The organism is Streptomyces sp. NPDC126497 (genome assembly GCF_040302425.1).
Lineage (GTDB): Bacteria > Actinomycetota > Actinomycetes > Streptomycetales > Streptomycetaceae > Streptomyces.
This window is the reverse complement of record NZ_JBEORT010000001.1, coordinates 229,687-251,803: the sequence shown is the minus strand read 5'-3', so window position 1 is coordinate 251,803 and position 22,117 is coordinate 229,687. Positions and strand designations below refer to the sequence as shown.

The 22,117-nt window shown below is 69.3% G+C and carries 23 protein-coding genes; 12 read left to right on the top strand and 11 right to left on the bottom strand.

The window, feature by feature from the left end:
• Positions 1-85: 85 nt before the first annotated feature.
• Both ABTY20_RS01080 and ABTY20_RS01075 read left to right on the top strand, forming a co-directional pair.
• The gene (locus ABTY20_RS01080) at positions 86-1,036 is read left to right on the top strand and encodes an SPDY domain-containing protein (protein WP_351994896.1); all 951 of its coding nucleotides are present in this window, start codon (positions 86-88) and stop codon (positions 1,034-1,036) included.
• 71 nt (positions 1,037-1,107) lie between these two features.
• The gene (locus ABTY20_RS01075) at positions 1,108-1,596 is read left to right on the top strand and encodes a hypothetical protein (RefSeq protein WP_351994895.1); all 489 of its coding nucleotides are present in this window, start codon (positions 1,108-1,110) and stop codon (positions 1,594-1,596) included.
• A 4-nt stretch (positions 1,597-1,600) separates the two neighbouring features.
• Here ABTY20_RS01075 and ABTY20_RS01070 read toward each other — a convergent pair whose 3' ends face one another.
• The gene (locus ABTY20_RS01070) at positions 1,601-1,864 is read right to left on the bottom strand and encodes a hypothetical protein (protein ID WP_351994894.1); all 264 of its coding nucleotides are present in this window, start codon (positions 1,862-1,864) and stop codon (positions 1,601-1,603) included.
• Between the two features lie 217 nt (positions 1,865-2,081).
• Here ABTY20_RS01070 and ABTY20_RS01065 point away from each other — a divergent pair, with 217 nt between their 5' ends.
• Positions 2,082-2,429 (top strand): SPDY domain-containing protein, encoded by a 348-nt coding sequence (locus ABTY20_RS01065; protein WP_351994893.1) that lies wholly within the window; start codon positions 2,082-2,084, stop codon positions 2,427-2,429.
• 69 nt (positions 2,430-2,498) lie between these two features.
• Complete coding sequence (locus ABTY20_RS01060) at positions 2,499-2,711, top strand: hypothetical protein (RefSeq protein WP_351994892.1); 213 nt, start codon at positions 2,499-2,501, stop codon at positions 2,709-2,711.
• Between the two features lie 489 nt (positions 2,712-3,200).
• On the opposite strand, the gene ABTY20_RS01055 is transcribed toward ABTY20_RS01060, so the two are convergent.
• Complete coding sequence (locus tag ABTY20_RS01055) at positions 3,201-3,404, bottom strand: hypothetical protein (protein ID WP_252537744.1); 204 nt, start codon at positions 3,402-3,404, stop codon at positions 3,201-3,203.
• A gap of 128 nt (positions 3,405-3,532) precedes the next feature.
• Between ABTY20_RS01055 and ABTY20_RS01050 the strand changes: the two genes are divergently transcribed.
• Positions 3,533-6,217, top strand: coding sequence for a helix-turn-helix domain-containing protein (locus ABTY20_RS01050; protein WP_252537741.1), 2,685 nt, complete (start codon positions 3,533-3,535; stop codon positions 6,215-6,217).
• 123 nt (positions 6,218-6,340) lie between these two features.
• On the opposite strand, the gene ABTY20_RS01045 is transcribed toward ABTY20_RS01050, so the two are convergent.
• The 8 genes from ABTY20_RS01045 to ABTY20_RS01010 form a co-directional block, all read right to left on the bottom strand.
• Positions 6,341-6,745, bottom strand: a complete 405-nt coding sequence (locus tag ABTY20_RS01045) for a hypothetical protein (protein WP_252537738.1) — start codon at positions 6,743-6,745, stop codon at positions 6,341-6,343.
• Between the two features lie 106 nt (positions 6,746-6,851).
• On the bottom strand, positions 6,852-8,624 hold the full coding sequence (locus tag ABTY20_RS01040) for a relaxase/mobilization nuclease domain-containing protein (RefSeq protein WP_351994891.1): 1,773 nt from the start codon (positions 8,622-8,624) through the stop codon (positions 6,852-6,854).
• Entirely contained in the window at positions 8,624-9,289 is a 666-nt protein-coding gene (locus ABTY20_RS01035; RefSeq protein ID WP_351994890.1) for a MobC family plasmid mobilization relaxosome protein, read from the bottom strand. The genes ABTY20_RS01040 and ABTY20_RS01035 overlap by 1 nt, the downstream gene beginning before the upstream one ends.
• Positions 9,286-9,510, bottom strand: a complete 225-nt coding sequence (locus ABTY20_RS01030) for a hypothetical protein (protein WP_085573417.1) — start codon at positions 9,508-9,510, stop codon at positions 9,286-9,288. Before ABTY20_RS01030 ends, ABTY20_RS01035 begins: the two co-directional genes overlap by 4 nt.
• Positions 9,511-9,613: 103 nt before the next feature.
• On the bottom strand, positions 9,614-10,657 hold the full coding sequence (locus tag ABTY20_RS01025; RefSeq protein WP_351994889.1) for a DUF2637 domain-containing protein: 1,044 nt from the start codon (positions 10,655-10,657) through the stop codon (positions 9,614-9,616).
• Positions 10,654-11,220, bottom strand: coding sequence for a WhiB family transcriptional regulator (locus tag ABTY20_RS01020; protein ID WP_351994888.1), 567 nt, complete (start codon positions 11,218-11,220; stop codon positions 10,654-10,656). Before ABTY20_RS01020 ends, ABTY20_RS01025 begins: the two co-directional genes overlap by 4 nt.
• A gap of 118 nt (positions 11,221-11,338) precedes the next feature.
• On the bottom strand, positions 11,339-12,034 hold the full coding sequence (locus ABTY20_RS01015) for an ATP-binding protein (protein ID WP_085573420.1): 696 nt from the start codon (positions 12,032-12,034) through the stop codon (positions 11,339-11,341).
• A complete protein-coding gene (locus tag ABTY20_RS01010) occupies positions 12,034-13,035 on the bottom strand; it encodes a hypothetical protein (RefSeq protein ID WP_351994887.1) in 1,002 nt (333 codons plus the stop codon). The genes ABTY20_RS01015 and ABTY20_RS01010 overlap by 1 nt, the downstream gene beginning before the upstream one ends.
• Before the next feature lie 373 nt (positions 13,036-13,408).
• Here ABTY20_RS01010 and ABTY20_RS01005 point away from each other — a divergent pair, with 373 nt between their 5' ends.
• From ABTY20_RS01005 to ABTY20_RS00990, 4 genes are all read left to right on the top strand, one after another.
• The gene (locus ABTY20_RS01005; RefSeq protein WP_351994886.1) at positions 13,409-13,909 is read left to right on the top strand and encodes a helix-turn-helix domain-containing protein; all 501 of its coding nucleotides are present in this window, start codon (positions 13,409-13,411) and stop codon (positions 13,907-13,909) included.
• A gap of 163 nt (positions 13,910-14,072) precedes the next feature.
• The gene (locus ABTY20_RS01000; protein WP_351994885.1) at positions 14,073-14,582 is read left to right on the top strand and encodes a hypothetical protein; all 510 of its coding nucleotides are present in this window, start codon (positions 14,073-14,075) and stop codon (positions 14,580-14,582) included.
• 13 nt (positions 14,583-14,595) lie between these two features.
• Positions 14,596-15,777: an MAB_1171c family putative transporter gene (locus tag ABTY20_RS00995; protein WP_351994884.1), complete on the top strand. Its 1,182-nt coding sequence runs from the start codon at positions 14,596-14,598 to the stop codon at positions 15,775-15,777.
• Positions 15,774-16,391 (top strand): phosphatase PAP2 family protein, encoded by a 618-nt coding sequence (locus ABTY20_RS00990; protein WP_351994883.1) that lies wholly within the window; start codon positions 15,774-15,776, stop codon positions 16,389-16,391. The genes ABTY20_RS00995 and ABTY20_RS00990 overlap by 4 nt, the downstream gene beginning before the upstream one ends.
• 10 nt (positions 16,392-16,401) lie before the next feature.
• Here the strand turns inward: ABTY20_RS00990 and ABTY20_RS00985 are convergent, their stop codons facing one another.
• A complete protein-coding gene (locus ABTY20_RS00985) occupies positions 16,402-17,037 on the bottom strand; it encodes a hypothetical protein (RefSeq protein WP_351994882.1) in 636 nt (211 codons plus the stop codon).
• A 1,006-nt stretch (positions 17,038-18,043) separates the two neighbouring features.
• Here ABTY20_RS00985 and ABTY20_RS00980 point away from each other — a divergent pair.
• From ABTY20_RS00980 to ABTY20_RS00970, 3 genes are all read left to right on the top strand, one after another.
• The gene (locus ABTY20_RS00980) at positions 18,044-20,197 is read left to right on the top strand and encodes a hypothetical protein (RefSeq protein WP_351994881.1); all 2,154 of its coding nucleotides are present in this window, start codon (positions 18,044-18,046) and stop codon (positions 20,195-20,197) included.
• Positions 20,197-20,667, top strand: a complete 471-nt coding sequence (locus ABTY20_RS00975; RefSeq protein ID WP_193512621.1) for a hypothetical protein — start codon at positions 20,197-20,199, stop codon at positions 20,665-20,667. Before ABTY20_RS00980 ends, ABTY20_RS00975 begins: the two co-directional genes overlap by 1 nt.
• Positions 20,668-20,980: 313 nt before the next feature.
• The gene (locus ABTY20_RS00970) at positions 20,981-22,018 is read left to right on the top strand and encodes a hypothetical protein (protein WP_193512620.1); all 1,038 of its coding nucleotides are present in this window, start codon (positions 20,981-20,983) and stop codon (positions 22,016-22,018) included.
• Positions 22,019-22,117 lie beyond the last annotated feature (99 nt).

Genomic DNA, 22,117 nt, shown 5'->3' with positions numbered 1-22,117 from the left:
CTGCCACGGCGTCCACGTGCGCTCAGCCGCTCGTCCTGCCGCGCACGCGGGCGTGTTCCCCTCCTTCACTTCCGGAGCCTCGACCATGCACGCCCCTGATGACCCGAACCGGTACCAAGAGGTGCTGGTCAGCCCCATGTATCTGGCCGGCTCCAACGGGACCGGCGAGGCTGGATTCACCCCCGTCGCCCACTGGCCACACCACTACCTCGACGAGGGGCCCTGTCAGCTCCTCGTCACCTCGCCCGACCAGCGGATCAGGATCGGCTGGTTCGGCGACGACTTCGAGCTGTGGAAGATCAGCGCGGCTACCGAGGCCGCCTCCGCCACCCGCTGGACCGCCACCTTCAACCACGTCACCCCAGCCGAGATCGTCGCCGGTCTCACCACCGCGCTGGCCCACGACTACGCCGAGGCCGACACCTACGAGAGCAACGGACGCTTCCTGGCACACCCTTCGGTCTACTGGGCTGACGCCGTCCGACCACTGACGGATGCCGGCTGGACGCGCGGCATCCCCGACTCGCCCGGCATGATCGAGATCGTCGCCCCCGACGGCCAGGCCGGCGCCGTTATCGACAGGCGCGACCACGGCCCGGACGACGAGACCGTCACCCTGTGGGCCGGTCCACCGGGGTGGGGCACTCGGGCGGAGGCCGTGTTCACCGCTCGCACCCCGTCCCACCTGATCGCCGCGACAGCGGCCGTGATGGCGGAGTCGGCCCCGGTGATCCGTGAACGGCACCAGATCGACCGGCGGATGCAGCACCTGGTCACGATGACCCCGGTGACCTCGGTCATGCCGACCGCCGACGCTCAGGTCTCCCGCGCTCCGACCCCGCTGGACGTACGCCGTACGGCGGTCACCCAGGCCGTCCACCGTGCCGCGCGGGCTCCGCGCACGGCAGCCGATCTCCGAGTGATGGCCGCCCGGAGCCGCTCCGCGGGTGCGGTGCAGAACCGCTCGGGCAGCCTCGCGCCCACAAACACCGTCCGGCTGCCGACCGGTCCCTCGGCGTCACGGCACGGCCGCTGACTCCGGCCGCCCCAGACCTCTCCGGGATACCGCACCACCCGAAACCGTCCCTGCACAACGGGAGTTCCGTCATGCCCACCACCACCATGCTCGACCAGGCGACGGCCATGATCGAGGAAGCCTGGGGACGGCCCATCGAGGCTCTGGAGGTCCTCGCAGTCCGCCGCCCCAGCGAGGACCCGCTCCTGCGCTCGGCCATGCACACCCGTACGGCCCTGGCCATCACCGACAACGCGGTGACCGCCCACCAGGACCGTCTGCACGCTCTGACCCGACGCGGGTACGTGCCGGACTTCTACGAGCTGGACCGGATCACCGAATCGGCGGCCAGCCTCCGCGTCGCCCACGCGGAGAGCCGTGCGTACCTCCAGGCGATCAGGCGTGTGGTCGAGGCTCGTGAGGCCGCCGCGCCCGTGGCCGAGGCCCCGACGGTCCGGCTGGCCCAGGCCGCTGTCGCCCGCTCCGGGCAGGCACCGCACGCCTCGGGCCGCGTACCCGAACCGTCCTCTCCGTCGGCCGTCGTCGGGCCACCGGTGCCCACCACGGGGCCACGTCGCTGAACGGTCAGCGCGGGCCCTCGTCGCGGTGGGCGTCCTCGGCGCGGAGGCCCACCGCGCGGGCCAGCTCCTCCATCGTCAGCTCGACGCGCCGGCCTTCCGCGATCCGGCGCTCCACCAACTCCTCGTCCGGCAACCGGTCGGGCTGCGCTCCGACGCCCCACTGGCCGTCGGCGACCATCACGATGTCACCCACGGTCCACGGCCGCCCGGCTGCGCAGATCTTGCGCTCCAGCCCGGCGCCGTCCCGGTGTCTGCTCGCCTCGGCCATTCCTGCTCCCCCTTCGGTCCCGTGCGGCCCGTCGCCGCAACCCCGGTACGACAACCGTGGCCGCCGATCCATTCCCGGCCTCCAGTCACCCGCTGGCGACCTCGAGTTCGCCCACGGCAGACGTCATCCCTGGGGAAACGACTACGTACTTCGGCACGCTGCATGCCAACGTACGGGTGTCGGGAAAACCGCAGGTCAACGAAGGGATCGTCCAACCGTGAGCACCTCCGCCACCCTCCTGCCCGCCGCCGTCCGCCCCGCAGCGAACGACCACCACTGGCTCTCCTCCGACCACTGCGCCGGTCCGGTGCTCGATCTCCTGGGCGCCCTGGGTTGGGCAATCGTCGACACCCAAGAGGCCAACGTCCACGCGACCAGTCCCGACGGCCGTGTCTACGTCGGCTGGCTCCCCGAAGACCCGGCTGCGTGGAAGCGCGACATCGTCTGGCACGTCCGGGTGCAGCCCACCGACGACACCCCCTGGGTCCAGGAGTTCGGTCTCCACACTCCGTCCGAGGCCGTCGCCGGGTTCCTCGCCGCCCTGGTCACCCATTCCTCGCGCTGACCGCCGGGCAGGCCCCTTCGCCCTTCTTGCCGGCTGCCTCGTCACCTCCCACCGCTCTCGGAGATTCTTTTGCCCCAGTACCTGACCGTCGGCCACCTGCTCCGCCAGCTCCAGGAACTCGACCCCGACCTGCCGGTCCGCCTCGCCGTCAACCCCGACTTCCCCTTCGCCCACTACGTGGGAGCCGACATCATCGTCCGCGACGGAACGGCGTACATCGCCGACGACGGACAGGAGGGCTACCTCCCGGTGGGGGCACGCGACGCCTTCGCCTGGACCTGACCAATTCCTTCAACACCACGGAGGCTCCTATCTCGTCGCGGTCTCACCCCTCGCTTCTCCTTCCGCTGCACGACCTCGCCGTACGCCCCATGCCGGACGGCGTGCGCGGCGCGCTTATCCGGCGCATCTCCACCCGGCACGACGGCCCCCTCGACATCACCTGGCTCGCCGCCGGAACTCCCGGACTCCCCCTCGGCCGCATCCGTCTGCACTGGGAGCCCGCAGCTCGGCCAAGCATTCGCGCCACTCGCCGCACCAGCATGGTCGGCTTCAGATTCTGTTCCACTCTCAGCAGGCAGCTGACTGCAGACCACCAAGCTGAGAATCCCGTGCCTCCGCCATAGCTCGGCGCAGGGTCGCGGTGACGACCGCGAGGGCTTCCCCAGCAATCAGCACATTGCCCGCCCGACGGTGTGATGTGAGGTTGCGGTGAGGGGCATCGCCGACTGGCACGGCAACGGGCGGGGAAGCCTCTGGCCCGTCGGCCTCTCACCCCGCCAGCCCGCCAAGCGCTGCCGTCACGGCCGTGGCCAACATCAGCGTCGCGGCGAACGCGGCGGCTGCCCTGCCTACAGCCGCCGGATACGATGCCCCGTCCCGGCGGGCCAGATACCCGGCGCCTATCCCGGCCAGCGCTCCGAACAGCACCGCCAGCGCACAGCCGACCAGCACCATGAACACCTGCACAGACATAGCCCGTCGCTCCTTCACAATCTGCGGTTGACGAGTCGAATGTGGTGCAGCAGATGTCCGTCATGGGCCGCGCGAACAATGACGGACAATGACCGACACTCAGCACAGCGCATCGCGAAGGGAAGCGAATGACCGGCGACCAGCCAGAGACGCAGGAGTTCGGTGGCCGGGAATCGGCGCTCGCCGAACTGCGTGACCGTCTCAATGCGGCTCGTGCCAAGGCCCAATGTGACCAGACGCAACTGGCCAAGCGAGCACAGCTTGCGCGCTCGACCGTCAACCAGGCCCTCAGCCACACCGCGCCCGCCCCCAGCGTGAACACCATCACCGCTCTGGCAAAGGCATTACGACTCGATCCAGACCCACTGCTCGCACTGCTGCGGACAGCGCGGAGCACGCCGTCTTCTGAGGTCCTCAGGGACTGTGAAGCTGACGACGTCCCTGGACGCCCGATCACGGCATGTGACCCGCTGGAACTCGAAGTTCATCCGGCAGCCGCCCCAACTGCGCAACTGGCCTCACGCCCCCAGCGCGCAGCTCTACCGGCGTACGTGCCCAGGCCGCACGACGATCGCCTTGCCGAGATCGTCCGCGAGGTGAAGGCCGGCCAGAGCCGCATGGCTGTCCTTGTCGGCACCTCCTCCACAGGAAAGACGAGAGCGTGCTGGGAGGCCATTCAGCCCCTTGCAGAGGAAGGTTGGCTGCTATGGCACCCCTTCGACCCCACCCGCGCCGAAGCCGCCATCGCCGGACTGCAGCGTGTCCGTCCCCGAACCGTGATTTGGCTCAACGAGGCCCAGCATTATCTCGGGGCGCGCCAAGGCTCAGGGGAACATCTCGCCGCCGCACTCACCACGCTCCTCCAAGACCCTGCCCGCGGTCCCATCTTGATCCTAGGCACGCTGTGGCCTGACTACGCCGATGCCTACACCGCCCTCCCGAGGCCCGACGCGGAGGACTCACATCCTCAAGTCAGGGCGCTTTTGAACCACCGCCGACTTGATGTCCCGGACCGGTTTGACGCTGCCACGCTGGACAAGGCCCGGACAGCCGCCGTGAACGACGACCTGCTGCTTCAGGCGCTGGAGCGCGCGCCCGATGGCTGCGTGACGCAGGACCTCGCCGGGGGCCCCGAGCTTGTCCACCGGTACAACTCGCTAGCCCCGGCTGCCCGCGCCGTCGTGACCGCCGCCATGGACGCGCGCCGCCTCGGCATCGGCCTACACATCCCCCACGGTTTCCTTGCCGACGCGGTGGAGGGCTACCTCACAGACGTCCAGTACGACCTGCTTCCCAGCAACTGGTTCGAACAAGCCTTGGCCGACGCAAGCCAGCTTGTACGTGGCAACCTCGCCGCGCTGCGTCGAGTCCGCCCCCGACCATCACGTCGGCTCGGTCTCGCCGAGGCGCCCACCCCAGACAGCGTGTGCCCTGTGTATCGGCTCGCCGACTACTTGGAGCAGCACGGCCGCACCACACGACGCATGCAGTGCCCACCTGAGTCGTTCTGGCACGCGGCGTGGGTGCACATGGACAATCACGAAGACCTCGGCCGGTTGGCCGAGGCGGCCCTGGCTCGCTACCGGCTGCGCTGGGCCTTTCTCCTGCACCAACGCTCTGGTTGCTACCGCGACCTGGGCGAGGACTGCGTGAGTAAGTTCGTCGTAGCTCAACTGACGGGCGCGGCTGCCGAGGCCGTCGCAACGTGGGCTGCTGAAGAAGGGGAGACGTGGGCCATGCTCCACCTGGCGCGGGTGAGCTGGCGTAACAATGACCTAGAAACAGCCGAGGTCTATGCCCGACGAGCCGCCGATGCCGACGATCCCGAGGGCCTGTACTACCTAGGGCACATCCGGGAAGACGCAGGCGACCGTGAGGGGGCCAACGAACTTATCTGCCAGGCAGCCGATCACGGACACGAACAGGCGCTCCTACTCCTTGCTGACGCCTTCCACGCAGAGGGAGACACGGTCAATGAGATGGACGCTGTCCGTGACGCGGCCGAGCGAGGCAGCCTCGCGGGCCTTGGGCGCTTCCTCACACTGCTGCAAGAGGAAGGCGACGAGGAGCAGTTGACGCGGGTCGGATGGCAGGTCGCTGTCGCGTGTGGCCTCCCCGGAATGCTCTGCTACGCGGGCGTGAGGCGAAATGCAGACCACACCAGTGCACCTGAGGACATCGTCCACAACACCGTCGGTGGACCAGGTCCCGTCACACTCACCCGGATCGCTGAGGAGTTGTACCACCGAGGGGATAAAACCGCAGCCGCCGACTTTACTCTTGAAGCTGCGGCGGTGGGGGAGGCAGAGGCGTGGGGTGAACTCGTCGAACTCCGCCTCAAGGCGGGAGATGCGGCGGGAGCAGAGAAATTCGCAAGGAATGCGGCTGCAGCAGGCGACACGCTCAGCCTGCTCATAGTGGCCGAGGCCCACGAGGAAGCTGGCAATCCCGCAGCAGCCGAGGCCCTGGCGCAGGAGGCAGCTGCCGTAGGAGACACCGACGCTCTGCTGACCCTGGCGGACTTCCGGATGAACGCCGGAGACTCGGCAGGTGCCGAGGCGCTGGCCCTGCAAGCAGGTCGTCTGGGCAATACCGAGGCGCTACTCTGGGTCGCCGAGCAACGCGAGAAATCGGGAGACATCAACGGCGCCGAGAAGTATGCGCGTCAAGCCGCTGACGGCGGAGCCTTCAGTAACCCAGGTTACTCACACGTAACATACGGTGAATGGCTACCTGCCCAAGTAGCCGCACAGTGGCCTTACGGCCTCGACCCGGACGGCACACCCTCCACCGCCTGGCACCTCTCCAGATAACACCAACACGCTCGATTCCAATCATCCTTCGCCGGTCTGCCAGCACTGTACCCACTCCAGGAACCCCCGGAAGTCTTTGCGGGCGCGGGGCTGGCGTCTGCTGTATGGGGGCAATTCCGCTCACTACCCCAGGTAGGTGCCGGCAAAGACGCCGTCGAAGCCGAGCGCGATCAGCCCCTGTTCGATACTGGGGTAAGCCGTCCCATCCGCGATGTCGATCATGGTGTCGAAGTCGGCGCGGCTGATCTCGGGTTCGAGCCACTGGTCGCCGCATCGGCAGCGGATCCAGACGTTGCGGCCGTGGCTGATGAGCAGCCAGTCGCGTCGGGCCTGGCAGGCGGAGCACATCACGGGGATACCGCCGAGGGCGAGTTCGCGTGAGTGGCCGACGCAACGAATTGCGCCAGGACCGTCGGCCGGCCGCGTCTCGTACTGGAGCTGCAGCAGAGGGGCGGTGCCGGTGGGGAGGACGGGCAGCGCGGATGCCGGCTCCGTGGTGCGGTCGGTGGTTCTGAGCACGAGCGTCATCTCCCGGTCGTGAGTCCTGTTTTCATCCCTGACAGCCGGTGGAACCGGCTGCCCAGATATTTCGTGGCGTCCGGTCAGCCAGTGGCCGCCTGTCCGGACGAGCTGGTCAGCGACGTGGCGGGCGGCGGTCGTGGTCCGGGACAGCCGGGCGCGGCGCCGCTGCTGGGGCGTTCCGTTCGATGGTGCGGCTGGTCGAGGTCTTGGCCTGGCGGGTGCCGGCCTGTGGGCGGGGCGGAGCTTCGCCGGGGTGTGCGGGCAGCTGCGCTATGCGGCGAAGGCGCCAGACCAACACGTCGTTGACGTCCTCGGCGGTGTCGAGTTCACGCATGTCGATGGCCTGTCGCAGGAGGGCTTCGGGGTCGTGGCCCGCCTGCTCGGCCTGGGCGAGGGTGGCGACCAGGGCGTCGGTCCTCGTCGCCATGCCGCCCGCTCGTACGTCCTGCTCTGGCAGAACCGCGCGAAGAGTGGCTTCGTGCGACCGGCGTTGGGACTCGGGGAGGGCGCGACCTTGGTCGTGCAGCACCCGAATCGGTGTGGCGGCGGCCTGGTGGTAGGCGGTGCGCAGGTGCTCGGCGGCCTGTCGGGAGGCGTGGGCCTGCTGGGCGTGACCGCGGGCGGAGTGCCAGCGGGCGGCGGCGAGGGTGACCAGGACCAGGGTGGAGACGAGCATGGCGGTGGTGCCGCCGTCCTCGCCCCTGCCGAGCGCGCCGCCGGCCTGGACGATGCCCCGGGCGGCCGAGCGGAGAGCCCGGGTGTCGGCGAGTTCGGCGCGAACGTGGCTGCGGGTCGCCCGCTCGAACGCGCGAGCGGCGGCAGCCAGCTCGGCGCGGGTGGCGGCCGGGGAAGTCTGGGCGACCGCGTCCAGGAGTTCTCCGACGCCGACGAGCTGGGCGGCGGCTTCGCCGTCGTCGTCGCGGTCCAGAAGAACGGCGGAGCGTTCGGCGATGCCGGTGGCGCTCCGGCGTGCACCGGCGGGCGGAGACCAGTCCGTCCGGCCGCCGGTGGCCGAGGGCGTTGTCCGCTCGACGGTGCCGTCGGTCAGCCGAAGGCGGATCTTCGGCAAGGAGAGGTCGGGGGCCAGCTTGGAGCCGGGGTACCAGACCGGTTCGCCGTGGCGGTTGCGGTCGCCGGGCAGGGCGACGTTGTAGCCGATGGCGTCGCCGGACGGAGCGGTCCGCGTCTTCACGCGCAGGCCCGCCTCCCGGAGCCGGGTGAAGAACTCCTCTTCGGTGGCCGCGCCGGCGAGGGCCTGGCGGACGGCTTCGCGGAGCGTCTCGCGGGGGGCTTCGGGACGGCCGGTGCGCTCGGCCTTGAAGCGTTCGGCGCTGGTGGGGGTCTTGGCTCCGGTCCCGTCGCCGGGCTTGAGGCGGCGCAGACGCATGTCCTTCTCGATGCGTCGGCATTCCGCCTGGGCCTTCTTGAAGTCGTAGTTCATCCTCGGGCGGCGCAGGTCGCCTCGGACCATGGTGGCCAGGATGTGGATGTGGTCGTCGGCGTGGCGTACGGCGACCCATCGGCAACCGTCCGGGTCGCCTTCGGGGGCGAGGTTGACGGCGTGGACCAGGCGGCGGGCGACGGTGTTCCACTCGGCGTCGCTCAGGGTCCGGTCGCCAGGGTCGGTGCGGACCGAGCAATGCCAGACGTGCTGGGTGGGCGCGCTGTCGCCGGCTTGCTTGACCCGCAGGTCCAGAGCGGCGGAGAGGCGGGCGAGGGTGACCTTCGGATCGGGATCGAAGCTGGTGTCGCGGCCGGGGTCGGGGGCGAAGCCGTCCCAGCTCCCGACGAGGTGGGGGTCGACGTGCTCGTCGCGCTTGCCAGGGCCGTACAGGTAGACGAGCAGGCCGTGGGTTCGCGAGCCGCGCCGGACCTTGGGAACCATCAGGTTCGCCTCCTCACCAGGGCGTCGGCGGCGTCGTCGACGCGGGCCAGGAGCCGGGTCAGGATCGCGAGGGCGTGGTCGAGTTCGCCGGGAAGGGGCTGTCCGCCGGCGTTGTGGACGTGGGCGATCTGGTTGATGTTGTTGCCGATCCGGGCCAGGGCGGTTCGCAGGGCGGCGAGTTCGTCGATGGCGCTGTCGAGACGTTCGTCGGTGTGCAGGGCGGTCGAACCGCGGGCGGCGGCGAGGCCGGCGGTGGCGAGGAATCGGGCGACGGTGATGCCGCGCTGCGTGGCGGCGACGACGATCTCGGCGTGCTCGGTGTCGGAGAGGCGGGTGGTCGTCTTACGGGTGCGCTCGCTCGGGTTGCGGCGGCGACGGCGCGGTGTGCGGTCGGGAAAGGCGGGCGTGCTGGGGCGCGGCTGCTCGCGGTGGTCGTCGCGGTCGGCTTCTCCTCCCGTGACCGGTGTTCCCTGGTGCCGGTTGCCCGGCTGGTCCCCGTGCGCCCTCGCTCGGGGGCCGGCCGGGTCTCCCCTGCCCTCCTGAGCGGGGGCAAGTGCGTACGACGGGCCGTAGGACCGTCGTACGCGACAACTTGCTCCGCCTGGAGCCGAGTTGGGGTCACGCTGCGGTCCGGACGTGGTGGCCGCCGGGTCGTTGGCGGTCACCGGCCCGTCTCCGCGTCCTGCTGGTGGACGTCGCGGACGATGTCCTCGATCCAGTCCATGGCCAGGACCGGGTGGTGCAGGGTCCAGGGGCGGCTGTGTCGGCACCGTTGCACGGTCCAGGTGTTGTCGGGACCGGATTCGGCACGGTGGAGGTGACCGCGCTGGTGCAGGACGGTCAGCCAGGTGTCCACCTCGGCAGGGGTGGCGGGGTTCGTGCGCATGGCGGTGCTCTCCGGTTCGCGGGAGGGGGTCGTGGGGCGGGGTGCCCGGGGCGGGTGACCGGCCGCGGTGTCCGGCTCGGTCACCCACCCCTGGGGTGTGCGGTCAGTTCCGGGCGGTGGTGACCGACTGTCCGTGCTGCTGGCGGAGCTGGACCATCAGGGCGGTCAGCGTGTCGCTGGACAGCGGGATCTGCTGACCGCGGATCGCCTGGGCGACCACCTTGCGGGTCAGTTTGTCCTCGGCCCTGACCGCTGACCGGGCGATCTCCAGCAGTTCCTCGGTGTCCGGGTCAGGTCGCCGGCCACCCGTTGTCCGAGGGCCGCGGGCAGTGACCGGTGGCGGAGTGACCGGCGGGAGGTCGGCCAAGTGACCGGTGACCGGCTCAGTGACGGCCTCTCGGGCACTGACCGCCGGGGTGGTGTCCGACTGTCCGCCCAGGTCAGCGGCCTTGGGCTCCCGGTCAGGGTGACCGGTGTCCGGGCTGCTGCTGTCCGCTGGGGTACTGCCCCCGGTCAGTGTCCGGGCCTCTGGTGCCTGCTCGTCCGGGGACAGGCGGGGCCGGTCGGTCAGGGCGGTGACCGGCTGTCCGGCGCCTACCTGACCGGGCTGCGGCTGCGGCCGACCGGCCCGGTCAGTCCGAGTGACCGGGATACGCTCGGGGTGGCCGGCCTGACCGAGGTCATCGCGGTCACTTCGGTCACTGCCCTTGACCGGCCCCCGGGCGATGAGGATGTACAGGTGCACCGCTCCGGCCAGGGCCAGCGGGGCGATGGTGGACAGCACCGCGACCACCGTGTCTCCGAGCCGCAGCCCGGTGACCGAGGTGCTCTCTTCGTTGAGCCTGACCGCGTGCAGCGCGTTAGCCCAGATGCTGGCGGCGGTGGCCGTGCCGAAGAGCGTCCAGACGTAGAGCCGGGCGCGCAGCGGTGCGTCGCGCAGGACCAGCAGGGCCCGGACGCCGTACGCGATGAACCCGTCGATCACCAAGGGGAAGAGGTAGGTCAGCAGCCCCCGGACGTGGACGGCGACGGCCATCTGCTGCAGGGCGTCGTAGGACAGGGCGCATCCCGCACCGCCGAGGGCGATGACGACCGCTCGGTCCCACCGGGTGACGTGCGCCGTGCTCGGCGCGCCGGCGGTGCTCACGCCGCCGCTCCGAAGTCGTCGCGGCCCAGATGCCTGCCGTCGGTCTCGGAGGATGGGGTGCTCTTCGTGGTCTGCTCCAGGTCTCGGTTGCGCAGGGCTCGGCGGGTTTCGCGGTAGAGCTTCTGGGCGTGTTCCTCGCTGATCTTCAGGAGCCGGGCCAGGCGCTGTTCGGTGAGGCCGTGGCGGTAGGCGGCGCGGACGACCGCGCGACGCTCGGCCTTGGTGAGGTGGACGTCGCGCCCGGCGACGGTCGCGTTGACGCGGCTGTAGTCGAGGCGGTTGGCGAGCTTCTCGTGCAGCGGCGCACGCTCCTCCTCGGTCATCCCGCCACGGATGCCGTGGGTGTCGCCGCCTTCGAGGGCGGCGTCCAGGCAGGTGCGGCGGACCGGGCACTGGCCGCAGAGCGACTTCGCTGCGGTGATCTTGACGGTCTCGTCGGGCTCGGGGAAGAAGAGTTCGGGGTCCACCGGGTTGTACTCGGTGCTCTGGCAGACGGCCTGCTCCTGCCAGGTGTGGTCGCCGAGCGACCGGTGGCGGGCAGGGCTGATCGTCGTGGGTGTCATGCGGTTGCTCCGATCGCTCTCCGCGCGCGGTGGGCGTCGGCGGAGAGGTGTTGCTGGGTCGGGAAGTACATGGGGTGGCTCGCCGGGTGCGCAGCCCGGCGTGGCGGCCTGCGGCGGCTCAGGCGGCGTGGGGCCGGCGTCTGCGGTCGACGGGCTCGAAGGTGACGCGGGTGGTCATCTCGGCGAGACGGGAGGCGACCCGGTCCCCGAGGTGTCCGCGGAGGTCGCGCATGGCGAGGTTGCTGGTGATCAGCGTGGGGAGCATCAGGTTGTACCGGCGGTTGACCAGCCGGTAGGTGATCTCCTCGACCCACTCGGAGGTCTTGGCCGCGCCGAGGTCGTCCAGGATCAGCAGCGGGCAGCGACTGACCGTCTCGAGTCCGCGTTCGGTGTCGTGTCCGGGGCGCGGGCGCAGGTCCGCGTAGAGGTCGGCGGCCGTGGTGGCCCGCCACCTGGCTGCGATGCCCGCTTCGACGAGGGTTCGGACCGCGCCGTACACCTGGTGGGTCTTGCCCGCGCCGGTGACGCCGGCGAGGAGCAGGCTGGGGCCGGTGGTGATCTCCCGTCGCGCGCCGGGGTTGGGTGCCTCGGCCCGCGCGATCACGTCGCGGGTCCAGGCCAGTACCTCGGGGTGGTCGGCGCGGGCGGTCCGGTAGCGCGGGGGCATCCGGGCGTCCAGCAGGCCCAGCGGGGTGTAGGGCCGGTCCTCGTCCGGGGCGTCGGGGAGGTGCTGTGGGTTCATGCCCCGGGCGGTGAGGATCCGCTGCAGTCGCTGGAGGGCTCCGGCGCCGAGGAGCTCGGGCTCGCGGCTCATCACAGCTCCTCCGCGTAGGCGGCGGCCGCGTCGACCGGGTTGGTCCACGCTCGGTGCGTCGCACCGGGTCGGGATCCCGTCTGGGCGGGTACGCGGGCGTTCATGGCGTCGTTCACCAGGCTCGGCAGCCGCGAGGGATGGCCCTGGATCTCGGCGTAGCGAGCGAGGCCGGCGCGGATGTGGTCCACGTCGACGCCTTCGGCGAGCAGTTTCTTCAGCAGGCGCCCGAGGTGTCCGAGGACGTCACCGGGCGGGCGCTGGGTGCAGGAGCCCACGTACTCGGCGAGGAGGTTCCCGGCGGTGACCGTGCCGTCGGGCGCTGTGCGCCCCGTAGGTGAGGACGATCCAGGATCCATGATCCTGGATCCGGACGTCGAGGCTTCGGCAAGGTTTCGGGGAGGGTTCGTCGAAGCCTCTGCGAACCGTCCTTGACCTGCGGGTTCCCCTCCCGCTGGAGAGGCCGTCCCGCTGGTGTCGGGATGCGTGTCGTCGCCAGTGCCCGGCGCCGTGGTGCGGTCGCTGTGCGGACGTGCGAGCTGTGCGGGGTGCGGGTCGACGACTCGGTGAGGGTTCGCCGAGGGCTCGTCCAGTGCTCCCCGGGTGTTCGCCTCGGCCTCGACGCAGACTCCCTTGCACGGGCCGCACCTCTTGTCTCTGTTGTGGGAGACACAGACCGGGAACCGGGACTGGCTGGGCCGGTCGATCTTCTGGTGCTCGTACCAGCCGGTGATGTGGAGGTAGCGTTTGCCGTCGCAGCCGGTGTACCGACAGATCAGTCCGGCGTCGGCGAGCTGCTGGAGGTCCTCCTCCACGTGCACGGGGGTGTGCTCGGCGCGCAGCGGCCACAGGAGGCCGGCGATGATCGCCGGGTTGTCCCGGTGCCGCCCGTGGTCGTCGGACTGGGTGAACAGGCCGACGTAGGTGACGACCGCGGTGACCGAGCAGGCCGCGACCCGTTCGTTGACGAACAGGTCGGGCTTGACCGTCCGGATGCGGGCCATCAGCGCTCCCGGCGGGCTCGACGACGCTGGAGCCGCCGACACCGGCCCCGCTCCGAGGATGCCGGGATTCCCCTGCTGGGTGGGCGCATGTGATACTCCGTCCTCGTGGACGGGGCTGCGTGGTTGCCGCCTGCAAGCTTGGCCACGCGGCCCCGGATCATTGGCTGCCCTCGGCGAGGGCAGCCGACGGATGCCCGGGAGTTGGCGCTCCCGGGCATCGCTGTTCGGCCCCACCCCGGCCTGGACCGTTTTCATGGGTGGATGGCACGATGATCACACTAGACTGAGATGGGGCGCTGCTGTCAACCAGAGAAAATGGAGACAGGGCATCCATCCACCTCAGTGAAGGCGACGCGACCGGAGGACGGCCACGATGGACCACCAGGACAACCCACCTGCGACGCAGGCGGGCGGAGGAGCCACACTCGCCGGTCGCCTGGACCGGCTGTTCACCACCGTCCACCCGAAGGGCCGCGGCCCGTACAGCTACGAGGAGGTGGCGTCGGGCATCCGCCGACAGGGTGGCCCGACCATCTCCGCGAGCTACATCTGGCAACTGAGGACCGGCGCCAAGGACAACCCGACCAAGCGCCACCTCGAGGCCCTCTCCACCTTCTTCGGCGTGAAGCCCGCCTACTTCTTCGACGACGACGAATCGGAGAAGATCGCCGCCGAACTCGACGCGCTCGCCGCCATGCGCGATGCAGGCGTGAGATCAGTGGCCCTCCGCGCGTCCGGACTCTCCGACAAAAGCCTCAAGATCATTTCCGAATTCATCGAACGCGCCCGCGAACTCGAAGGCCTCGGAGTCCCCGACGAGGCCTCGATCACCGATGTTAATTCCAGTGGCAAACATCACGACAGCGTGAACTGATGCCCCATTAGCAAGGATTCGCCACTCCACTTGCACACGATTGTCCGCATTCGCCCAGCGCAATCGTCGACCCTCCAGATGTGCGACCGGAAATGATCCATATACTCGGCACGGCATCGCGGCAGTAGTCGCACGTTCGAGAAGTTCTGGAGTCGGAGGGCAGATGAAGTCCGGCCGTTCGGGGCCTGCCCAAGATCAGGGGATCCGGCTCGAATCCGTCCTGGACGATCTCGATCTTCCGGATCCCTTCAAGATCGAGGAACTGCTCGCCCGCGTGTCCAAGAAGCGTGGCCGTCCTATCCACCTGCACACGTTCCCGGCGATCACCGGTGACGAACTGCCCTGCGGGGCCTGGCTCGCCACGGAGAACGCGGACCACATCCTCGTGGAGAACGCCACCAGCCCCCTCCACCGGGATCACATCGTGCTGCACGAGGTCAGCCACATGCTCCTCGGACACACCCCTCGCCAAACCCTCGGCCGCGCCTTCCACCACCTCGACGCCGACCTCGTGACGGGTGTCCTCGGCCGCACGAGCTACGAGACCGAGGAAGAGCGGAGCGCGGAGACGCTCGCCGGCCTCATCGCGACCCGTGCCGCTCTGCGTGGAAACGGCGACCGGACCACCCCCAGCACCTTGCGCCGGCTCAATGCCGCGCTCAGCGACTCCTGAGACTCCCCCACACATGATCGACGCGATACCCGCCGTCCTGCTCTGGGCCGTCACCCTCTGGCGTGCCCGCTCCGCCTTCCGGAGACCCGAACGACTCAGTCTCTGGCTGGCCTTCGCGGCACTCGCCGTGGCCATGACGGTCCGGCCGGTCGCCATCGCGTCGGCGGTCGACGAGCACCTGCACGTCACCAACCTGTCGTTCCTGGTCAAGCACGTCTGCGGGACCGTCGCGGCGGCGTCGGTCCTCACCTTCGTCGCCGACATGGCCGAGTCGAAGACCGGGATGCGCGTGTCCAGGCTGCACAAGGCCGTGCCTGTCGTCACGGTCGTCCTGCTGGCCGCCTGTTTCTTCGCCACGCCCCAGCCTCACGAGGCGGAGTACCTCCTGGCGGACTACGCCGACCACTCCACGATCCTCGCGTACGGCGTCGTATGGACCTCCTACCTCGGCGCCGCCCTGCTGAGCGCCACGCTGCTCTGCTTCCGCTGGGGGCGCCGCCCCGACAGCGGACTCGTCGGCCGAGGGCTGATCCTCACCGGCACCGGCACCGCCGTCGGCCTCGTGTACGCCCTCCACCGCGTCGCCGTGCTGTTCATCGACTACGTCGGCAGCAGCCCGCTCGGTGAAAACGTCAACCACGCGCTCAGCACGGGCCTGCTCTTCCTGGCCCTGCTGCTGATCGTGCTGGGCAGTACCCTCCCCGCCGCCCCACGCGTCCTCGCCCGCATCCGGGCCCACTGGCAGCTCGTCAGCCTCTACCCCCTGTGGCGCACCCTCACCGACGCCGTCCCGGAGACCCGGCTCGACACACCGTCGAGCCGCGCCGCCGACGTCACCAACCCACTGCGTACGCACGACCGGCTGTACCGGCGCACCATCGAGATCCGCGACTCGATCCTCACTCTCGCCGACCACGCACCGGCTGAACTGCGTGGACGCGCCTACGACCACGCCACCTCCCTCGGCTTCATCGGCGCCCACGCCGACATCACCGCCGAGGCCTGCTGGCTCGCCGTCGCCCGCGAGGAACGGCTCCGCGGCGCGGCCACCGGCTCCGGCGAGCCCATGCCCCCGGCCAGCGGAGGTCGTGACCTCGCCACCGAGATCCGCGCCCTCGCCACCCTCAGCACCGCCTACCGCTCCCGCGCCACGCAGGACTTCCTCCGCGCCCACATCGAGGAGACACCGGCATGACCACCGTCACCCAGCTTCCACCCACTGCCGCCGCTCCTGCCGAGAGGCGCTCCGCACGCCTCGTCACCGAGGTCCTGGCGCCAGCCAACCTGGTCATCGGCGTCCTGCTGGTCATCGGCTGGCACTCCACCGATTCACTTGCGGGTGCGGGCTGGGGCCTGCTAGCAGGCGCCTTCTGCGGCGGTCTGCCGATCGCCTACATCGTCGCAGGCGTCCGCCGTGGCCGCTGGACGGACAAGCATCTCAAGGTCCGCTCCCAGCGGTGGACACCGCTCTTCGTCACCCTCGGTTCCGTCCTCGTCGGCACATGCCTGCTCCTGGCACTCGACGCGCCTCGCGAGGTCGTCGCCCTGGTCGCCGCCATGATCGCCGGCCTGGTGCTGACCATGGCGGTCACCGTCTGGTGGAAGGTCAGCGTCCACACCGCCGTCGCCTCCGGCGTCGCCGTCGTCATCACCGTCGCCTACGGCTGGTGGGCCGCCCTCCTCTTCCTCGGCGTCGCCGCCGTCGGCTGGTCCCGGGTCTCCCTCCGCGACCACACGACGGCGCAGGTGATCGTGGGCACCGTCCTGGGCGGCACGGCGGCAGCTCTGGTGTTCGCGGGGCTGCGCTGACTCGTCCGGATCAGACCTCTCGGGATCCGAAGGCATCAAGCGGTGACGGAGACATCTGGATCTCCCACCCGCTGCCCAGATGCGCCTCGCTCGGTCTGGTTCCCCAGGCCGACCCTCGCTGTCCTGCGGTCCGGCTGCCCACCTCCACGACCTGCCAGGTGGCATCCGACGCAGTGGCGGCACCACGGCGAGCTGACCTGATCACGGTCACCTTCCGTGGTCCGATGCCCATGCCGAGCTCGACGGCCATCTCCTGGCAGGTCACCGGCCCCTGCCCGAGCCGGGTCCGGCCGGCCGCCACCGTGAGGATGCGCTGGCAGTCCACCGACAGCACCGACCACTCAAGCCCCTCCCGCCACATGGGCACCTGCGTCTTCGGCCTCGCCGCCTCCGGTGCCTGCGCTCCCGTCCCGGGCCGCCCCTCGGCGGCCGACACTGTCTGACCGACGTGGGTGTGGTCCTGCTCCGTCCCGTTCTCCGGGGCCGACACCTCGCCGACCTTCGCGCGGGCGATCGCCCACTGCCGCTGTTCCCGCTCGGCCACGGCCAGCTCGGCCTGGATGCGTTCGGCTTCCTCCCGCAGCTCGTCCACCCGACGGCGAGCACCCGGCTCCCGCGCTTCCAGCAGCCCAACCACCGATGGCATCCGCGACCCCCACAGAGCGATCCTCATGTCCGGAAAGACAACCGCTTTTCACTGTCCCTTGCCGAACGCGCCTGCGCCCTGGCCTGAAGGTGGACATTGAACAGCGGTGAGCTCTCTCCTCCCCCAGGCACAACTGCGCCCCGACCGCAAGGGCTGGAGCGCAGCGCAGGCGTGCTATTAGGCGGGCGGCGGCTTCGGGAACACGTCCTTCAACCAGTCGCCCATCGGTGCCCCCGAGTTCGCGGCCTTGGGATTGATCGACTTGTAGGGTCTCGCGGCCCATGTCCCCCGAGTATCGCGGTGACCAGTTAGTTCTCGGGTTGTCTCACGTCCTGGCCAACCGCTCTTGTCTCAGGACGGGTGGTATTTCCTCATCGAGGGCTGCGGGTAGGACGCGTGGTCGGGCGCCACTCAGTTGTCGAACCAGATGACGAGTCGCACATTGTTCACCGCGCTGCGAGGCGAGCGCCTCCATGACAGTCAAAACCGGTTTTCACTCGCCTTTCTTTGGTCGGGCGCGCCGACGGCATGCCAATGATCGCGCCCATGCCCGCAGCGCGGACGCAGGCCAACGGCTGGCGATAGTCGCCATACTGTGCACGGTAGTTGACCAGGGCGAGACCTCAACGGAGCATCTCCCAAAGGGGCTTCACCTGCGCATTTGACAACTCCTGGTGCGAGCGCAACAGTTAGTCGCCTTCATGTGACTACTTGTTACATGGCATCGCGCAACCGCTCCGGCTACATCGGAATCGCACACCAGACCTGTGAGCTGCGTGTGACGAGCGACTGGCACTTCGCCACGGGACACATCTCCGTGCGACCAGCGGCTCACCTGATCCCGCCGAATGCCGGTCGGCACCGAACGGACCGGAGACGTGAACCGGGCTCGGGACGTGACGGCGCACGCCGCCCTCGGGAGGCGCGCAGCGGCCGTTTCGACGCCCAGCGTCAACGGTGAGGGGCTCTGCCCCGAGGCGCGCTACTTCCGAAGAGGACGACTCCGATGATTACCAACTCGGCCGGGGACTTCGACCCCGATGAGTCGGCTATCCCGCCCTTGACGCGCCGTCCCGACGAGCCGAAGGCTCCCGAACCGGTTGCGAAGTTGCGCCGTGCGTGGAAAACCATGGCGAGCAATCCGCTGTGCAAGGACAGCCTGGACGATGAGGCCAGGAACACCGTCACCTTCGGCGCCGTGGACCCGGCCCACCTTACGGCCCTTGCCAGCGTGAACAACGACGTCAACCTGCTGTTCCGCAAGCCGGCCGCAGACGGAGTTCTGTACCTGCTCGGACCACATCGTCGGTACCTCGACCTCATGATCCTGCCCGACCTCATCAACGGGCGATGGGGCGATACCATCCTGACCGCCATGGATCCCAAGGCGGACGGACAGCCTCCGGCCTACAGCACGCTGTATGTAGATGACGACACGGGTACGCAGCGCCCTCTGGCTATCCTCACCATCCGGATGCGAGACCGGCGCGCCCTAGCTGAGGCCGTGTACGACAGCATGGTCAACACGTACATGGCCGACTCGATGCGGCGGAATGTCTACACCGGTAGCATCCTCCAAGAAGGCGTCAAGGAGCCCCTGACGCTGTTCTTGGTCCGGGTGCTGTTCGACGACGGGACGCACGAGACCTACCTGGTCACCGGTGACGGCAACAGTAGGTTGATCAGCTTGTGGCTCGCCCGGACTGGCGGCGACATCCACGAGGCTGCCAGCGCCTGCGTGGCCGCCGTCATCGGTTCGGTCGACCGCAAGTTCCCCCGCAGCGCGGCGGAAATGCGTCGTGCCCGGAACACGGTGGCGGCCATGGCGCATCGCGTCAGGGCCGGCCTGGAGGAAGACACGCTCACCGAGGCGACCCGCCGTGAGGGACATACCCTCAGCTTCCCGGCCATGGTCGTGGTCGGTGCCATGCACGACACCGGTAGCGCCATGGTCGACCTCGTCGTTGCCCGTGATGACCTTCTGAGCAACCTCCACACCCGAGTTACACCGTGGTCGGAGACCGCACAGAACTCCCAGGGCATGCGCCGGGTCTACCGCAACGCCGGGGCCACCGGTCTGGTCAACGATCACGAGTACAAGATCCTCACCGGTACCGCCCGAGTCGACGACCTCCGCACCTTCCTCGGCCTTCCTCCGCACCGGCTGTGGGCCTCGGCTGTGCACCAGCAGGTTCTCCTGGCCGGAAGTCGGGCGGTGGAAATGACGGAGCTGCTGCGCCAGGAATTCGGGTTCCGGCGCGCCGACCGGCAGCTGATCGGCAAGCGCACAGGCGCGTTGATCCTTTCCCCCTATCGCAGCGACACCATCGACCAGGCGCTGCGCGCCTTTGACAACGGCGGGACCATCACCGACCTGGTTTGGAAGCGCCCCTGGGAGCTCACGAAGGGATCGGATCCGATGGAGGTGCTCGACGAAATCCTCACCAAGGCCCTAGTCGGTGACGAGGCAGCCATCGCGGAGCTGACCGTTCTCGGGGGGACCGCGGCCATCCTGCATGGGCTGATCACCCGTGACCGCGGCTCCAAGCTGGGGGTGAAGGCCGAGCCGCTCAAGACCCCCTACCGGGCCACTCCCACCCGGCTCCTCACGCTCCTGGCCTCGACTCTCGGCGGCCGCAAGATGTTGCATTCGATCGCCTGCGCCCACGTCACGGACACCCGAACCGTCAAGGCGTTCCACACGCGGGGCGATGTGATCGACGGGCGCACGGTGGAAGACGGCGATCCCGTCATCGACAAGGCCCGTGCCCAGGTGTCGATCCGCTTCGAGTGGGACCTGGCCTGGTACGCCGACACCAAGCTGGCCGAGGAGACCGTTGTCGCGACCCGGAAGGAGCTGGCTGCGGCCGGCAAGGAGGACGGCGAACTCCCTCTCCCTCCGCACGTCAAGGAGCAGAGGAACCTCGACTCCGCCGTGACCGCCGCGACCAAGGCAGCGCACGCGCTCGCCGAACTCTCCGAGACGGACCCTCTGGGATCGAGGGTGTTCGGTTCCTGGGAAGCGGTCGACGAGTGGAAGCAGCGCCTTGACGGCGTCAAGGGTTTCCTGGAGTACGGGCCGAAGAAGCCGCTGAAGCCGCTCACTGACGCCATGACAGCGGTTCTGAACCACAGCAACGAGGAAGGGGAGGACGACTGATGCTTCCCCGAACCATTCGCCGCCCCCTGCTCGGCGTGGCCACGTTGCTCCAGCCGCTTCTTTCACCGACCGTACTGGCCGACGGACAGGTCAACGAGGAGAAGCTCCAGGCATACACCTGCGTCGCGAGCCCCCACATCGTCCGTGCCCGGGTCGTCGCGCCTGCGGCGGTGTATGTGGTGTGGGATGGGCACGGGACCTGCCGTTACGTCGGCAGCGTCTCCCGCACCCGCGGTGACGCAGTAGCCGTCCGCCTGAACGAGCACCTGAACAACAAGATCCACGGCGAGTCCAGATCGGCCACGTGGATGCTGCTGTCGGTCCTGCCACTGCTAATCGGCTCCCCCAAGTCGGTTGTTCGGGCAGCGGAGGGGTGGGCTGCTCGCAACCTGGCGCCGTACGACGGCTCCCGGCAGCCCAGCGTGGAGTTCCACCTGCCGCCGCGGCTGCTGGCCCGTCGCCTGAGCTGACAAGGGTGGATCCCGGTGGCGCTCTGGGCGGCGTCACCGGGATCTGGTGCTGACAGGCCCCACCAAGCTGTGCGGCTTCGTGCCCCGAGCAGAAGCCGTCCCCGTCGGGGCGGCGCCCGGCCCCCAGCGGACTACGGTCATGCCAGGCGCGACTAAAAAATGTCGAAGCCACCTCCACCGTCGCAGTAGCGTTGTCCATCGCCCACCCGGGCCCAAGGGGCGATGGCCAGTGTGGCCAGGGGTGTCAGTGGGCGCGCGGACGGACTGAAATCCCGACATCGAATGGCCGAACCGAGAGGAGAGCACACCCACGATGACGGGCGAGAAGGAGGGTGCGGCGCCGGCCGAGCAGGCGGCGCTGGCGACGGGCGGCGAGGACCTCGCCGCCGAGGTTCACTACCCGCCGGTCGAAAACGGTCTGGACTACCTGGTCAGCGTGGTCGATCACCTACGTGGTGAGGAGGTCGGCCGCCGGGAGCTGAAGTACGCCGTGGTACACCTGCAGGCCGCCGTCGAGTGCCTGCTGAAATACCGGCTGGAGTTGGAGCACTGGAGCCTGGTGTTCAAACACCCTGGCGACGCAAAGCGCGGTGAGCTGGACGACGGCAGCCTGACCACCTGCACCGTGGATCAGACGATCACTCGCCTCGTCAACCTTGCGGGTGTCGCCATCAGCTCGAAGGAGGACAAAGACCTCAAGCAGCTGGCCAGCCTCCGCAACCAACTTCAGCACTATGGCCGCCTGCACGACACCAAGGTCAACCGGTACGTGATCGAGGCGAAGGCCGCGGACGTGTTGGAGTTCCTGATCCACTTCGTGGACTCCGAACTGCTGCCCCGCCTCGACCCACCGGACGGGGAGACGGCTGAGTCTCTGGCACGTATCCGCGAAGGGCTCGACGAGATCCGTGGCTACGTCACGGCGCGGATGCGGCGGCTGCGCCCCGACCTCGACCCCGTGAAGTCCCGTACCGTCCAGTGCTGGAACTGCGACCAGTGCGCCTTGATCGTCGGGGGCAAGGAGGGCGCCTACTGCTTGTACTGCCACTACCGGCGCGGGCCCGACGACATCGCGTCGGCATACGCGTACGAGGTCCTGGACCGCACCGAGTGGTCGGCGGTCCGCGGCGAACTGGATCCGGTCTACTGGTGTCCCGCCTGCGACGTCGAGGCCTTGGTGCGTGAGGTGCTCACTGCCGCCGCCCCGAGGAACCCGGTCGACCTGTGCTTCCACTGCGGCGAGACCTTCTCCGGGATGGAGGAGTGCGTCCGCTGCGGGAAGCCGTACGCTCCGACGGACGGCGAATCCGTCTGCGACGGATGCCTGCGCGAAGCGATCGCCGCTGAATAACTTCCGCCCTTCGCCGGAACGGTACGCGCCCCTTGGGCGGCTGGCTTCGTCCGTGAGCTATAGGTCTGGCTCGCCTGGGAGACCCATGACGTCGCCACC

Excerpts from the sequence above, each read along its gene's own strand:
- ABTY20_RS01010 (WP_351994887.1), bottom strand. The coding sequence starts at position 13,035 with ATGGCCCGCATCCGGACGGTCAAGCCCGACCTGTTCGTCAACGAACGG.
- ABTY20_RS01045 (WP_252537738.1), bottom strand. The coding sequence starts at position 6,745 with ATGACGCTCGTGCTCAGAACCACCGACCGCACCACGGAGCCGGCATCC.
- ABTY20_RS01015 (WP_085573420.1), bottom strand. The coding sequence starts at position 12,034 with ATGAGCCGCGAGCCCGAGCTCCTCGGCGCCGGAGCCCTCCAGCGACTG.
- ABTY20_RS01005 (WP_351994886.1), top strand. The coding sequence starts at position 13,409 with ATGGACCACCAGGACAACCCACCTGCGACGCAGGCGGGCGGAGGAGCC.
- ABTY20_RS01000 (WP_351994885.1), top strand. The coding sequence starts at position 14,073 with ATGAAGTCCGGCCGTTCGGGGCCTGCCCAAGATCAGGGGATCCGGCTC.
- ABTY20_RS00980 (WP_351994881.1), top strand. The coding sequence starts at position 18,044 with ATGATTACCAACTCGGCCGGGGACTTCGACCCCGATGAGTCGGCTATC.
- ABTY20_RS01020 (WP_351994888.1), bottom strand. The coding sequence starts at position 11,220 with ATGACACCCACGACGATCAGCCCTGCCCGCCACCGGTCGCTCGGCGAC.
- ABTY20_RS01055 (WP_252537744.1), bottom strand. The coding sequence starts at position 3,404 with ATGTCTGTGCAGGTGTTCATGGTGCTGGTCGGCTGTGCGCTGGCGGTG.
- ABTY20_RS01070 (WP_351994894.1), bottom strand. The coding sequence starts at position 1,864 with ATGGCCGAGGCGAGCAGACACCGGGACGGCGCCGGGCTGGAGCGCAAG.
- ABTY20_RS01050 (WP_252537741.1), top strand. The coding sequence starts at position 3,533 with ATGACCGGCGACCAGCCAGAGACGCAGGAGTTCGGTGGCCGGGAATCG.
- ABTY20_RS00970 (WP_193512620.1), top strand. The coding sequence starts at position 20,981 with ATGACGGGCGAGAAGGAGGGTGCGGCGCCGGCCGAGCAGGCGGCGCTG.
- ABTY20_RS00995 (WP_351994884.1), top strand. The coding sequence starts at position 14,596 with ATGATCGACGCGATACCCGCCGTCCTGCTCTGGGCCGTCACCCTCTGG.
- ABTY20_RS01075 (WP_351994895.1), top strand. The coding sequence starts at position 1,108 with ATGCCCACCACCACCATGCTCGACCAGGCGACGGCCATGATCGAGGAA.
- ABTY20_RS01040 (WP_351994891.1), bottom strand. The coding sequence starts at position 8,624 with ATGGTTCCCAAGGTCCGGCGCGGCTCGCGAACCCACGGCCTGCTCGTC.
- ABTY20_RS01030 (WP_085573417.1), bottom strand. The coding sequence starts at position 9,510 with ATGCGCACGAACCCCGCCACCCCTGCCGAGGTGGACACCTGGCTGACC.
- ABTY20_RS00975 (WP_193512621.1), top strand. The coding sequence starts at position 20,197 with ATGCTTCCCCGAACCATTCGCCGCCCCCTGCTCGGCGTGGCCACGTTG.
- ABTY20_RS01080 (WP_351994896.1), top strand. The coding sequence starts at position 86 with ATGCACGCCCCTGATGACCCGAACCGGTACCAAGAGGTGCTGGTCAGC.
- ABTY20_RS00990 (WP_351994883.1), top strand. The coding sequence starts at position 15,774 with ATGACCACCGTCACCCAGCTTCCACCCACTGCCGCCGCTCCTGCCGAG.
- ABTY20_RS00985 (WP_351994882.1), bottom strand. The coding sequence starts at position 17,037 with ATGCCATCGGTGGTTGGGCTGCTGGAAGCGCGGGAGCCGGGTGCTCGC.